At 54.6% G+C, this 14,092-nt stretch carries 9 protein-coding genes and 2 pseudogenes; 5 read left to right on the forward strand and 6 right to left on the reverse strand.

Going from position 1 to position 14,092, the window contains the following annotated elements; genetic code table 11:
- Positions 1 to 363 (reverse strand): annotated as a pseudogene (locus CKQ54_RS21970) (GntR family transcriptional regulator); the annotation flags it as partial.
- A gap of 145 nt (positions 364 to 508) precedes the next feature.
- On the opposite strand from CKQ54_RS21970, the pseudogene CKQ54_RS21975 reads away from it, so the two are divergent.
- A pseudogene (locus CKQ54_RS21975) lies at positions 509 to 1,772 on the forward strand (4-aminobutyrate--2-oxoglutarate transaminase).
- An 8-nt stretch (positions 1,773 to 1,780) separates the two neighbouring features.
- Positions 1,781 to 3,235, forward strand: a complete 1,455-nt coding sequence (locus tag CKQ54_RS21980; RefSeq protein ID WP_120162895.1) for an NAD-dependent succinate-semialdehyde dehydrogenase — start codon at positions 1,781 to 1,783, stop codon at positions 3,233 to 3,235.
- An 86-nt stretch (positions 3,236 to 3,321) separates the two neighbouring features.
- Here the strand turns inward: CKQ54_RS21980 and CKQ54_RS21985 are convergent, their stop codons facing one another.
- Positions 3,322 to 4,833, reverse strand: a complete 1,512-nt coding sequence (locus CKQ54_RS21985) for a sugar porter family MFS transporter (protein WP_279630530.1) — start codon at positions 4,831 to 4,833, stop codon at positions 3,322 to 3,324.
- A gap of 306 nt (positions 4,834 to 5,139) precedes the next feature.
- Here CKQ54_RS21985 and fabV point away from each other — a divergent pair, with 306 nt between their 5' ends.
- Positions 5,140 to 6,336: an enoyl-ACP reductase FabV gene (gene fabV / locus CKQ54_RS21990; protein ID WP_120162896.1), complete on the forward strand. Its 1,197-nt coding sequence runs from the start codon at positions 5,140 to 5,142 to the stop codon at positions 6,334 to 6,336.
- A gap of 72 nt (positions 6,337 to 6,408) precedes the next feature.
- On the opposite strand, the gene CKQ54_RS21995 is transcribed toward fabV, so the two are convergent.
- The 3 genes from CKQ54_RS21995 to CKQ54_RS22005 all read right to left on the reverse strand — a co-directional run bounded on the left by CKQ54_RS21995 (position 6,409) and on the right by CKQ54_RS22005 (position 7,838).
- Positions 6,409 to 6,669 (reverse strand): helix-turn-helix domain-containing protein, encoded by a 261-nt coding sequence (locus tag CKQ54_RS21995; protein WP_113876598.1) that lies wholly within the window; start codon positions 6,667 to 6,669, stop codon positions 6,409 to 6,411.
- 164 nt (positions 6,670 to 6,833) lie between these two features.
- The gene (locus CKQ54_RS26120) at positions 6,834 to 6,890 is read right to left on the reverse strand and encodes a hypothetical protein (RefSeq protein WP_390889625.1); all 57 of its coding nucleotides are present in this window, start codon (positions 6,888 to 6,890) and stop codon (positions 6,834 to 6,836) included.
- Positions 6,891 to 7,115: 225 nt separating this feature from the next.
- Positions 7,116 to 7,838: a putative quinol monooxygenase gene (locus tag CKQ54_RS22005; protein WP_120162897.1), complete on the reverse strand. Its 723-nt coding sequence runs from the start codon at positions 7,836 to 7,838 to the stop codon at positions 7,116 to 7,118.
- Between the two features lie 363 nt (positions 7,839 to 8,201).
- On the opposite strand from CKQ54_RS22005, the gene CKQ54_RS22010 reads away from it, so the two are divergent.
- Together CKQ54_RS22010 and CKQ54_RS22015 are read left to right on the forward strand one after the other, a co-directional pair.
- Positions 8,202 to 9,230, forward strand: a complete 1,029-nt coding sequence (locus tag CKQ54_RS22010; RefSeq protein WP_120162898.1) for an aldo/keto reductase — start codon at positions 8,202 to 8,204, stop codon at positions 9,228 to 9,230.
- An 81-nt stretch (positions 9,231 to 9,311) separates the two neighbouring features.
- Positions 9,312 to 10,220, forward strand: coding sequence for a LysR family transcriptional regulator (locus tag CKQ54_RS22015; protein WP_120162899.1), 909 nt, complete (start codon positions 9,312 to 9,314; stop codon positions 10,218 to 10,220).
- Positions 10,221 to 10,283: 63 nt separating this feature from the next.
- Here the strand turns inward: CKQ54_RS22015 and CKQ54_RS22020 are convergent, their stop codons facing one another.
- Positions 10,284 to 13,997 carry an autotransporter domain-containing protein gene (locus CKQ54_RS22020; RefSeq protein WP_120162900.1) on the reverse strand — a complete coding sequence of 1,238 codons (3,714 nt, stop codon included), beginning with the start codon at positions 13,995 to 13,997 and terminating at the stop codon, positions 10,284 to 10,286.
- Positions 13,998 to 14,092: the final 95 nt, after the last annotated feature.

Here is a 14,092-nt window from a genome sequence, read left to right on the forward strand (position 1 = left end):
AGCAACCGGGTGCCTCGTTTGGAAAGCGCAACATGACTGCGAACTGGTGAAAAGTATCGGGCAGTTTTTCGGCAATTACACCGTCCTCGGGCAAATCAGATGTGACGAAAGTCCCACTTCCGGTACGGGTTTGAATATAACCCTCCGCCTGCAATTGGTCATACGCAGCCAGCACCGTATTGCGCGAAATATCCAGTTCTTTTGCAAGATCACGCGAAGCCGGTAAACGGCTGCCTGGTGTGATACTGCCGTCGAAAATTGCCTGTTGTAACGCCTGATACACGCGCTTATCAGCGTACCTGTAGACGTGTCGGAAAGGCCGGTCAGGCGTTGCGAAATGAGGTCAGAAAGCAGTGAACGCAAAAGTGGTACCTCAAAATAATTCAAACTGGTTCTGGATTATAGAACCGCTGGCGCGATAAAACACAAGAACGGATTGCTATTTCGACAAATTGTTCATCTTTGCAACCGCAATCTATAAAACATCAACCTTCATGCAGGAGCGAAGATGAGTCACAGTGAACTGGAAAAACGCCGTAAAGAAGCGACCCCAAGAGGTGTTGGCGTCATGTGTGATTTCTACGCGGCGAAGGCGGAAAACGCCACGCTGTGGATGAGCAGGGACGGGAATACATCGATTTTACTGCCGGGATTGCTGTGCTGAACACCGGGCATCGTCACCCGAAAATTGTTGAAGCGATCCGCACACAGCTCGACCTTTTCACTCATACGGCCTATCAGATTGTCCCGTACGCCAGCTTTGTGAATCTGGCAGAGCGCATCAATGCGATTGCTCCGGTCAATGGTAAAGCTAAAACGACCTTTTTCAGCACAGGCGCGGAAGCGGTAGAAAACGCGGTGAAAATTGCACGCGCGGCAACTGGTCGTCCTGGCATTCTGACATTCTCCGGCGCTTTCCACGGACGCACGCTGCTAACCATGGCGCTGACCGGCAAAGTAGTACCTTATAAAGTCGGGTTCGGGCCTTTTCCTGCCTCCGTTTTCCATGCGCAATATCCGAATGCCGTGCATGGCGTTACCACTCAAATGGCACTCGACAGCATCGAACGTATTTTCCGCAGTGATATTAGCCCTTCGCAAGTTGCAGCAATTATGTATGAGCCGGTTCAGGGCGAGGGCGGTTTCAATATTGCGCCGGAAGATTTCGTAAAAGGGCTGCGTGAAATCTGCGACGCCACGGCATTGTAATGATTGCTGATGAAGTCCAGAGCGGTTTTGCCCGTACGGCAAAATGTTTGCTTCGGATTATTATCCGGATGCTAAACCAGACATCGTCACGATGGCGAAAAGCCTCGGTGGCGGGATCCCGATATCCGGCGTAACGGGACGCGCAGAGCTGATGGATGCACCTGAGCCGGGAGGTCTGGGCGGAACTTACGCAGGTAATCCGCTGGCCGTGGCGTCAGCACTTGCTGTGCTCGACATCATCGAAGAAGAAAAATTGTGTGACCGCGCCAGCAGGTTAGGAGCGGAACTGGTGGAAGTGCTGGAAAAAGCCAAAACGACATGCCGGCGCTGGTGGATGTCCGCGCACGCGGGTCGATGGTCGCTGCCGAATTTAATGATCCGCGACCGGCAAACCATCTGCTGAGCTGACTAAACAGTATCTTCGCAAAGCGCTGGATGCCGGTTTGCTGATGCTGAGCTGCGGCGTACACGGTAACGTGATCCGCTTCCTGTATCCGCTGACCATTCCTGACGCCCAGTTTAAAGACGCACTGGCGATTTTATCCCGCGTTCTGGCTGACTGAGGCAACCTATGCAACTGAAACATCAAAGTCTTCTGCGCCAGCAATGCCTCATTAATGGCGAATGGTATGACAGTGAAAACGGTGAGTTCGACAATGTGATTAATCCGGCAAACGGAGAGGTAATAGGTCACGTTCCGCAAATCACCACGGCGCAAACGGCGCAGGCCATCGTGTATGCAGAACAGGCGCAGCGCGGCTGGAAAGACAAGACGGCAAAACAACGCGCTGCGCTGATGCAGAAATGGGCTCAGCTGATGCTGGAACACGCTGACGACTTAGCGGCATTGCTGACGGCGGAACAGGGCAAACCGCTGGCGGAAGCGCGGGGCGAAATAGTCTACGCTGCTTCCTTTATCGAATGGTTTGCCGAAGAAGCCAAACGCGTCGAAGGCAGCGTTCTGGCTCCTGTGCAGGCGTCGCAGCGGATGCTGGTTCTGAAACAACCGATCGGCGTATGTGCGGCTATCACACCGTGGAATTTCCCTGCGGCGATGATCACCCGTAAAGCCGCACCGGCGCTGGCTGCGGGTTGTGCAATGATTGTTAAACCAGCCGAACAGACCCCGCTCAGTGCGTTAGCGCTTGGACAACTGGCGATGGAAGCCGGTATTCCGGCAGGCGTTTTGCAGGTGATCACCGGTTCAGCGCAGGCCACGGGCAAGGTGTTGTGCGACAGTCCGGTGGTGCGCAAGCTGAGCTTTACTGGTTCGACTGAAGTGGGGCGCATCCTGATGGCGCAAAGTGCGCCGACGGTGAAAAAACTTTCGCTGGAACTGGGCGGTAACGCGCCCTTTATTGTGTTCGATGACGCCAATCTGGAGCGTGCTGTGGCCGGGATCATGGCCTCGAAGTTCCGTAACAGCGGGCAAACCTGCGTTTGCGCTAACCGGATCTATGTCCAGCAGGGCATTTATCCGGCGCTTATCGCCAGACTGGTCGACGAAGTGGAAAAACTCAACGTGGGTGAAGGCACACAAACCGGCATCACGCAGGGGCCGCTTATCGACCAGGCTGCGGTCAGCAAAGTGCAGGAACATATAGAAGATGCGTTATCGCAAGGCGCCACGTTACTGACCGGGGGGCAGCCGCATGCGTTGGGCGGAACTTTCTTCCAGCCGACAGTTATCGGCAATGTCACCTCAGCGATGAAATTTGCGCGTGAAGAAACCTTTGGTCCGGTAGCACCTGTATTTAGCTTTACCGATGAAGCGCAGGCTGTGGCGATGGCAAACGATACAGAGTTTGGCCTTGCTGCATACATTTTTACCCGCGACGCTGCACGTCAGTGGTGCGTGCCGGAAGCGCTGGAATACGGCATGGTGGGCATTAACACTGGCCTGATTTCCAACGAAGTCGCGCCGTTCGGGGGGATCAAGCAGTCCGGCCAGGGGCGTGAAGGGTCACGTCACGGGATGGACGATTATCTGGAAATGAAATACTTGTGCATTGAACTGGGTGAATAAGGGTGCAGGTTACGGGGAGTATGGGAACAGCATACTAAGAAAGCGCCGGACAACGTGTCCGGCGTATTAATGCGGCGATACAAAAGTTAACTTCTTGCTTCCTGCGGAGCAGGGTCATCCTGTAAGTGCTTTTTGAAGTGTTTCTCAATTTGCTCTAACGTTTTGCCCTGCGTTTCCGGTGCGAAGATGATCGCGAAAATGCCCCCTGCGACACCGATGGCGGCAAAGCAGAAGAAGGACATCGTCAGTCCGATGGTATCCAGCATGATCGGGAACATAAAGGCGATGGAGAAGTTGGTCATCTGCATAGCAAAGACTGATACGCCGTTAGCCATACCGCGGATGCGCATCGGGAACATTTCCGACAGCAGCAGCCAGGTCACAGGCGACAACGCGCCCTGCTGGAAGCAGAGGAAAATCAGCATACCGCCAAGAACCAGATAGCTGCGAACCGCATCGGGATGGCCGTTGACAGTTTCCGGCATCAGCCAGGTGACTAATCCGATGGCAAGCAGAGTCAGGGTACAGCCGATCTGACCGGTCAGCAGCAGCGGACGGCGCCCGAAGCGGCTGAGCAGCATGATGCCCACAAACGTCATGATCACCGAAATCACTCCGTTGGCGATGGTCGCCATCAGAGACGCGTTAGTGCTTAACCCCGTGGCCTGCAACATGGTCGGCGCGTAGAACATGATGGTATTCACGCCGGAGAGTTGTTGCAGCATGGCGATACCAATTCCCAGAAATACCAGGCGTTTCATCCAGACGGAAATAGTCTTCTGGCGGCGGGAATGCTTCTCGCTTTTGGAACTCATAGAACTGCGGATCTCACTCAGCTCTTTCTCTACTCTGCCTGCTTTACGGGTGCGCTCCAGCACGTCACGTGCCTCGCGATAGCGGCCATGCATGGCATACCAGCGCGGCGTGTCAGGCAGGAACAACATACCGACCCATAAAATCACTGCCGGAACACAGGCGACACCCAGCATCCAGCGCCAGGTAGTTTCGCCGCCCCAGACTTCGTTAATGGCCGCATTACTGGTGTAAGCAATCAGCTGGCCGGACACGATCATCAGTTCCTGCAAGGTGACGAACTGCCAGCGGCGGTTAGAAGGCACGATTTCCGCAATATAAATCGGCACAATCGCCGCCGCGCCACCGACGGCCAGCCCGAGAATAAAGCGGAACATAATCATCAGTACGACGTTGGGTGCCATGGCACAACCCAGCGAACCGGCCATGAATATGATTGCCATCACCAGAATGATTTTTTTGCGCCCGAACCGGTCAGCGACCCGACCCGCAAAGATCGCACCGATGGCAGAACCCAGTATCAGGAAGCTGGTCACCATCCCGGTGGTCACCGACGTCAGATGCAGATCGTGCTTCATGAACAGCAGCGCGCCCGCAATCACACCTGTATCGTAGCCAAACAATAAACCACCGAGGGTGGCAATAAACGCAATTACTTTTACCAGCGGTTCGGTCGGCGGCGGCGTTTTCTTCGCCTCGCTTTCCTGCCCGCTGTTGAGTTTCTCAGTCACAAGTGCTCCCTGTATTTCATTATTGTTGTCATATTTTTGTGTGATGCAGATCACACAACCTCTAAATCTAACCCATGTTTAGGATTTTGGTAGGCGGCGGGGGAAATTAGTCATGGATTACAACGCAGACACAAAAATTTCGGAAAATACTGAATGCCGCGCAGGAGTGAGACTGGAAGTGCATTACACTTTCTCAAAGAGGATATCGCGGTTCGTTTTTTATCCATTCGGGTAAAATAAGCGCTGTTTTTACTTCAGAGAAGTCTGTTTACGATGGGAAAAAGCAGCAGGTTTTGCCTGAAACGGCGCAAACCTATATTCTATCGGCCAATTTACTGAGACAGTTGCAATGAGGTCTATATGATTATCAAACCACGCATCCGTGGCTTTATCTGTGTTACTGCCCATCCGGAAGGTTGCAAGGCGAACGTTAAAGAACAAATCGACTACGTTACCGCGCAAGGCAAAATCGAAGGCGGTCCGAAAAAAGTCCTGGTGATCGGTGCTTCTACCGGTTACGGCCTCGCTGCCCGCATCTCAGCTGCTTTCGGTTCTGACGCAGCAACGCTGGGCATCTTCTTCGAACGTCCGGGCGATGAATCGAAAACTGCTACCGCAGGCTGGTACAACTCTGCTGCTTTCGAAGAATTTGCGGACGCAAAAGGTCTGTACGCTAAAAGCATCAACGGCGACGCGTTCTCTGATGAAGTGAAGCAAAAGACCATTGAGCTGATCAAACAAGATTTAGGTCAGGTAGATCTGGTGGTTTACAGCCTGGCCGCGCCGCGCCGTACCCACCCGAAAACCGGTGAAGTGTTCAACTCCACCCTGAAACCAATCGGTAAGCAAGTCACCATTCGTGGCATCAATACCGATAAAGAAACTATCAACGAAACCACGCTGGAGCCGGCAACCCCTGAAGAAATCGCGGGCACCGTTGCGGTCATGGGTGGTGAAGACTGGCAGATGTGGATCGAAGACCTGAAAGCCGCCGGTGTACTGGCTGAAGGCGCGAAGACCACGGCGTTCACCTATCTGGGTGAAGAAGTGACGCAGGACATCTACTGGAACGGTTCTATCGGTGAAGCGAAGAAGGATCTGGACAAACGTGTTCTGGATATCCGCAGCACACTGGCAGAGCAGGGCGGCGACGCACGTGTTTCCGTACTGAAGGCCGTTGTCACTCAGGCGAGTTCTGCTATCCCTGTGATGCCACTGTACCTTTCCCTGCTGTTCAAAGTGATGAAAGAGAAGGGCACTCACGAAGGTTGTATTGAGCAGGTTTACGGTCTGTACAAAGACAGCCTGTACGGCGCTGAGCCTCTGCTCGATAACGAAGGCCGTCTGCGCGCTGACCTGAAAGAGATCGCGCCAGAAGTGCAGGCAGAAGTCGGCAAGCTGTGGGATGAAGTCACCAATGACAACATCCCTGAGCTGACAGATTTCGCGGGCTACAAAAGCGAGTTCATGCGTCTGTTCGGCTTTGGCCTGAACGGCGTTGATTACGCAGCCGATACTAATCCAGACGTGAAAATCAAACATCTGATCCAGATGTAATTTGGATTAACGCTTAGATTGTTAAAACCCCACATTCGCTGAGAAGCGGGTGTGGGGTTTTTTTATAACTTTCTACATGCCGCCCGCAGATCTCACCTTCCGCTGAATAAGTTCACGCGTGTTTGGGTCGAAATACCGGCTTGGCCAGATGGCGCTCGGGTGTATATCCAATGCCTGCGCAATAAGCATTTCGCCTTTCGGCCAGGGTCTTGAAAGTGCGTTAGACAGTGTCGAGGAACTCAGACCGGCAGCGCGGGATACGGCGGCCATCGTTGTACCTTTCTTACGTAATCCGGCAATGATATCGGCCTGATGCCAGTCGCGATTATTCATGACGGGGTGCTCTTGTTTTTAACAGCACAGGAACAGCAGAGCAGAAGGGCAGAAATGTGGGGCTATGCGATAGTTTCATATACGACTCCTTGTAGTGAATACGACTACCACTGGAGCTGCGAAACTCTTTGGGTGGTAGCTCAGACAAGGTTCGCAGTACCGGCCTACAAGGACACCGGCCAGCCCGAAGGCTGCCCTGCCTGAGCCACCATTGATGTTATTAAACAGGGTTAGCTGCCTAAATAACAGGTGAGCAGAGACAATTGCACTCGATGTATAACATCAAGTACGTCCTTATAGTGTTGGCCGAGCTGCGAAACCCGGCTGCGGATTTTGCCGCAGCGGGCGCACTATAGCCTAATTGAGTAAGCTAAACCAACAGGCTAACCGCGAAAATGAGGTGCGCTTTCCAGAGAAATTTCAGGCGTTGCAGTGGGTTACATCCCTTACGGCCTTGTAAATCTTAAACCCCCTTTGTTCAGCAGAAGGTCCGGGCTTACGGACACGGCTTCTTTATTGGTCGTCATATTTGCTGTTTGTTTCAGGTAGTGGATGAAATGCGGGGTCTGGCGGTGCGCCTCATAAGCCGCTGTACTGGCGTAGATCTCGTAGAAATACCAGCGGTTGCTGTTTTCTTTATCGGTTGCTGCATACATTGCCAGTACGCCATCTTCCACTTTAAGCGACTCCACCATTTCGGGAAGAACGATGTCTTTAAAGGCCTGGCTGAATTCAGGTTTCACATCGACGATAACGAAGTTGTTTATCGTTGCATCATTTTGTACCACTTTTTTATCGCCCAGAAACTGAGGGACAGTATCGATCTTACGCTTGTGATTCGGTTCAATAATATCCGGGGTGTTCTGAATAAAAGCTTTATATTGTGGGGACTCAAGATGCTTTTTATAAGCATCATTGTCTGCGTAAATTTCCACCATATAAGCAATATTCACGTTGGCTTTCTGCCTGATGGAATACATGCCCAGCGTTCCCGCTTGGTCAGCGATGGAGGCCGTAATATTCTTTTTTGCCATCTCTTCGTAAGTGGCCGTTTTTCCTTGCTGAATACCCAGCTCAAAAATAGAAAAAACGGGAGCCGCAGGCGTGATCCGTTCCTGAGCGGCAACCGCGCTGCTCAGCGCAAGAGTAAAAATAAGGATGTTTTTCATAGTGTACCTGTTCAGAGGATTTATTTTATCCGGCCTGTTATAAATCAGTTTCCATTTCCCTGATGGCAGCAATCAGGCGTGCAGCATGATCTCAGGCCAGCGTTTTTTGCTTCGCAATGATGGCATCATCACGTCCGTTAAGAATGGTGGCATTGCCCACTGATTCTTCGAGGTTTGGCTGACCGGAGCTTATCAATAATTTCAACATTTTTTCTTGTTTTACAGCGGAATGCAAAAGTGAGGGCAGGTATCAGCCCAAATTACGGCCATTAATGAATTTTACTCAATGCGCCATGCATTAAAACGCCCTTCACGCAGTGAGTTCCGCCGGTTACGGTAACTGATATAACTCAGGAGAAGCACATGGAATATATCAATTTAGGCCGTACCGGACTGAAGGTCAGCAGGCTGTGTCTCGGATGTATGAGCTACGGTGAACCCGACCGGTTGCCGCAGCCCTGGTCGCTGGGAGAGGATGATTCACGTCCGCTGATCAGGCAGGCACTCGAGGCGGGCATCAATTTCTTCGATACCGCGAACGTTTATTCCGGCGGCAGTTCGGAAGAGATTGTCGGGCGCGCCATCCGCGATATGGCAAAGCGAGATGAAGTGGTGATTGCCACCAAAGCGTTTTTCCCGTTGCGCAATGCGCCGAATAACGGTTTTCTGTCGCGCAAGGCGTTGTTTCAGGCAATTGATGACAGCCTCAGTCGCCTGGGTATGGATTATGTTGACCTCTATCAGATCCATCGTTTTGACCACAGTACGCCGGTTGAGGAAACGATGGAAGCTCTGCATGACATCGTGAAAGCGGGCAAAGTGCGTTATATCGGCGCTTCATCGATGGAGGCATGGCGGTTTGCCAAAATGCAGCATACCGCGGAGAAAAATGGCTGGACGCGTTTCGTGTCCATGCAGCCGCAGTACAATCTTCTATATCGGGAAGAAGAGCGCGAAATGTTGCCGCAATGTCTGGATCAGGGCGTGGGTGTTATCCCCTGGAGTCCGATGGCTCGCGGGCGGCTGACGCGTGACTGGGATGAGAACACTACACGCAGCGAAAACGACGCCTTTGCGCTGAAAATGTACCAGAACGCCGCCGAACTGGATAAGCCGGTTGTGGATGTGGTGGCGCGTATTGCTCAGAAGCATGGCATATCCCGTGCACACATAGCACTTGCCTGGCTGCTGTCGAAACCGGTGATCACCGCACCCATTGTCGGTGCGACGAAACCTGCACATCTTGCTGAAGCCATTGGTGCGTTAAACTTCCGGCTGAGTACTACAGAAATTGAAGAACTTGAAGCGCCTTATCTGCCACACCCTGTCGATGGCGTGATCCCGCCGCTGCCTGCCGCAGCCCCCGCGCTGACCCCGCCTTGCGGAATTTAACTACCCCGGGGCAGACTGGCGCGACGATTATAACGGTGAGCGGATAAGGCGGAATGCGTTAACTAAAAAGGTATTTCGCGTATGCAAACCAACCGCTCTGACGTGGCCGATCTGATTTACTTTCTGGCTATTGCCCGGCACCGCAGTTTTAGTCGCGCGGCAGTTGAAATGGGTGTCAGTGCGTCGGCGCTGAGCCACGCGCTGAAAGGGCTGGAGAGCCGTCTGGGTGTCCGGTTACTTAACCGCACGACTAAAAGCGTGACCCTGACGACCGCCGGTGAAGCACTGGCAACGTCGGTGGGGCAGCCGTTTGAGGCGATTGATAACGCGCTCGAGACACTCAACAGGTTTCGCGATACGCCGAGCGGCCGGATCCGCATTAATGCAGCGGTTGAAGCCGCGAACCTTTTGATTGCTCCGGTCATTCCGGCATTTATGGCGCGCTACCCTGATGTGGAAATTGATCTCGTGGCCAGCAACCGGCTGATCGATGTCACCGATGCCGGATTTGACGCCGGTATCCGTTATGGGGGCACTGTGCCTGAAGACATGATTGCCCGGCGGCTTTCGGCGGATATCCGTTGGGTGATCGCCGCTTCCCCTGATTATCTGGCGCGGTCCGGCACACCTGAACATCCTGACGACCTGATGAACCACCGTTGCATCAGCAATCGCCTTGGCGATGACCGCATTTACCGCTGGGAGCTGGAACGTAATGGCGAGGCTCTGCAGATCACCGTACCGGGATCGGTTACGGTCGATCAGGCCCAGACCGGGCTGGTTGCAGTGCTCGGCGGGGCTGGTCTGATGTATTTGCCGGAGCCACTTGTCGCCCCTTATGTGCAAGACGGGCGTCTCCGGCTGGTGCTGACAGACTGGGCGCCAGCCGGAGAAGGGTTCTACATTTACTATTCCAGCCGCCGGCAGTTGCCAACGGGATTACGCCTGCTGATTGATTTTATCCGTGAAGTCAGGCCTCTGGGTTTGTAGTCGTGTGGTGGAGCCATGTCGGTTACATAAGTCGGTTACTTAAAAACAGGCCTGGCTTCCTTATCAGAACCCGATGTTCACCCGGATCATGATCATTTGTGAGCGGCTGCGTGCTTCATCCAGCCCGAGCGTGCCCTGATAGGCGATGCCCGGCGTGATGTTATGCGGCAGCAGGAAATCCAGCCCCATGCCTAACACCAGATTTTCCTGACTGTCGCCGTAGACATCCGCACTCCACGTATCATTGCCGGAATCGGCGTAACCCAGACGGGCGCGGCCCGGATCGCTGAAAGCCTGCGTGTATTCGAAACGACTTTGCCAGCGCAGCACCGACCACGTCAGTGGCAGTGCGTATTGGGTGCGAACGCCGAGCGCGCCGGTCACATCATTCAGCACCTGGGAGGCGAAAGCCAGATCGTAGGCATCGGCGCTGGATTCCGTGTAGCTGTCGAGCCGGGTGCGAGACAATTGCAGGCGTCCGTATGGCGAAATCAGCAGGTCGGGCAGACGATAGTCATAACCCGATGTCAGAGCCCCAAATACCTGATAACCGCCACGGTCGCCGCGGGCGAATTGATCCATTTCTGTCACATAACGACGGCTGTCGTAGTCCAGACGGCTGTATCCGAGCAAACCATCGATAAAGAAACGGCTGGGATGATAGCTGCCATAAAGCGCCGAGCTGATGGATCGACCGTTGCTGCGGGAACCGCTGTCACCGATATCGCTAACGTCTCTGCCAAAACCAATCCCCATACCTGCGGTGAAAGTCGGGGTGAACTGATAGTCCGCGCCGGTGCTGATGCCGACCAGCGTGTGACTGAAACTCACACTGTCTTTCCCCGAGTGGCCGAAGTCAACAAATCCGCCGGTCCAGTAATTGATACGCGAGTTCGCACCATTAAGCGGATGCTGCGCGGCGTTTTTATCGGTCAGTTGCGGCAGTTCAGGCTGCGGACGATTGTGCTCCCACGCGGTGTCCCACAGCGTGTCATCGTTGCCGCGTTCCTTTTTAGACGCTGGCATATTGAAACGGATGCCGTTCATATCGCTGCGCGCACTGGCCGGGTTGTGCAGCGTTTCCAGACGATCGCCGAAGTTGCGGATTTGCGCACGCGCGAAATTTTGCGCCGACTGAATCTGCGCGCTGACCAGGCCGAGCACATCCGGATCTTTGGACGGGTCAGGACGTCCGGCGATGGTCAGCGTCACGGTCGCTGGCGCAGATTGCGAGTCTTGCGTCAGCAGCACATAACGCAGTACCACCGTGCCGGAAGCCTGAGCCGCAGCCTGGAAGTCGAAATAAATACTGTTGTCGCTTTGCTCCAGTGCCGCACTGCCGAGCGTTACCGCCGGAGAATCGACGAGACGCGCACCAGTGAACGGCCCGCCGGTGGCATTTTCTGTCAGGTTTACCCGCACGGATTTGCCAGCCAGAACGGAGGCCGCATGGCTGACGCCCACCGGCTGCGCGCTGTTAATGTTTAGCGTGTACGCGACCTGAGCCGTTACGCCGCTGGCGTCGGTGGCGATCAACGTAAAGCTGTTGTTTCCCGATGCGGAAGGGGTTCCGCTCAGGGTGTCGCCGCTCAGTGTTAATCCGGCAGGCAATGTCCCTGACACGCGGTACTGATACGGTGCCGTGCCGCCGGTTACGCTGAACGTCTGACGATAAGGCTTGCCTGCGCGACCATCGGTCAACGCGCCGCTGGCAGGCGTAAAGGCCAGCGATACGGCAGTGATATTCAGCGTGACCGTCGCCTGTGCTGCGCCAAAACTGTTGGAAGCGTTGTAAATGAAACTGTCACTACCGGAATAACCTGCGACTGGCGTATATCGAATTTTTAGGTTCTGGATGCGCGCCGTGCCGTGTGCGGGTTGCTGCACAATCGCCAGTGACGTGACTGCGCCGCCCGACAGCAACGGCTCGATCAGATTCTCACTGGTATTGGCCGCCACGCTCGAGGATACCGCACTGACCACCGGTGCCTGTCCGGAAACGGTCAGTGCGTAGTTTACGGTGCCGGTGATCCCGTGACTGTCCGCGGCACTCACCTGAATGGCATAAGTGCCGGAAGCGGCGGGCGTACCGGAAATCTCACCCGTGCTGGCGCTGACGGAGAGTCCGGCAGGCAGGCCGGATGCGCTGTAGGTGTATGGAGCGTTGCCGTTGCTGGCAGTAATGATCTGCGACCACGGCGTACCTGCGGTGGCTGCGGGTAATGCGCCGCTCGCAGGCGTGAAGCCGAGCGTCACGCTGGCTACGGTTACATTCACCGTTGCAGCGGATGAAGTTCCCCAGTTATTGCTGGCGGTATAAGTGAAACTGTCGGTACCTGAATATCCGGGCGCAGGGGTGTAACTCAGTGAGGTACCCGAAGCCGTTGCCGTGCCGTGAAGCGGTGCGGTCGTAACGGTGACTGACGCTGCGACGCCGCCTGAAAGCGCCGGCACAATGGCATTGTTGCTGCTGTTACCGGCAACTGTGGTGCTGACTACACCCGCGACCGGTGCCTGCCCGTTAACGGTTATCGTATAGCTTTGGTTTCCGGTGGCAGCATTCGCCGTATCGTGCGCCACGACGGTAACGTTAAAGCTGCCCGTTGCAGTCGGCGTTCCCGAAATTTCGCCATTCAATGCCAGTGTTAATCCGGCAGGTAACGCATCCCCGGTCGTGAACTGATAGCTGCCTGACCCGCCGGTTGCCGTCAGTGTCTGGCTGTAAGCGGTGCCGGATGTGGCAGAAGGTAAGGTGACAGGCGACAGCGTAATCACCGGTGCTGCGACATTCACGCTGACGGTCGCTGGTGCGGATGTGCCCCAGTTGTTGCTGGCGGTATACGTGAAAGTGTCCGCACCGAAATAGTTTTGCAGCGGCGTATAAAGGGCAGTTGAGCCTGAGAATACGACCGAACCGTGTGCAGGTGCCGCACCCTGTGCCACCAATGTCGCTGCGCCACCGGAAAGGGGCAGGGCAATCGTATTATTACTGCTGTTAAACGCTACGCTGGCGCTGGCAGAACCGGCGACCGGTGCTAAACCGTTGCGTTGAACCTGAACAGAATAGCCGGACGTGGTGGTGCCGTCGGCAGCCGTCACGGTGACGGTGATCGTGTTACTGCCTTCACTTAACGGGATCGCCCCTGACGCACTGCCGGAAGTGACGGAAGTTCCATTCACTTTTACGGTTGCGGTGCTGTCGGTGGTCACTGGTGTCAGCGTAATGCTGGTCACGTTATTGGCGACGGTTGCGCTGTAAGAGGTTGTCCCGCTGGAAAAGGTCGGGGAAAGCGAACCGGTTGAAAGTGACAGCGCCGTGAGGCTGGCATCGGTGGATGCGCTGACCGGTGAGGTACAGGAAACGCTGAGAGGGCTCAGGTAGCCGTGGCTGGTGGTGATGCGAAAGCGAACTCCCGCACTCGCCAGTTGTGACCCTGTCACGGTGTAAGAATGAGTACCTGCCGTGCCGCCGGTGACGTAGTAGGTTGAGAATGTCGACTGCGCATAATTCGTCAGGCCGAAGCTGTCCGTATCTGTCATCTCGCTGTTCACACCGGCGCCAGAATCTGAAAACGTCAGCGTTAAGGTATCACTGGTATCAAACTGACTGGCCTGATAAGCCTGAGTTGAAAAGTTCGCGGTAGAAAACGTGCGGTTATTCAGCGCCGTACACCCTGCCGATTGAGCAATGGCCTGGGATACCGAAAAGAGTGATAACAAAAGAAAAGCGCAGACAAAACGGGCAAAGTGCCCGGTCGCGCGGCGATGGCGAGTCATGTAAATTCCCTGAGATATTATGACGTGCAGGCGTCTTTTGGTGTGGTTGTTTTGGTAATGTTATAAGAATGTTCCTAATGCCATTGCTCAAATAG

The sequence above is a fragment of the Rahnella variigena genome (genome assembly GCF_003610915.1).
GTDB lineage: Bacteria > Pseudomonadota > Gammaproteobacteria > Enterobacterales > Enterobacteriaceae > Rahnella > Rahnella variigena.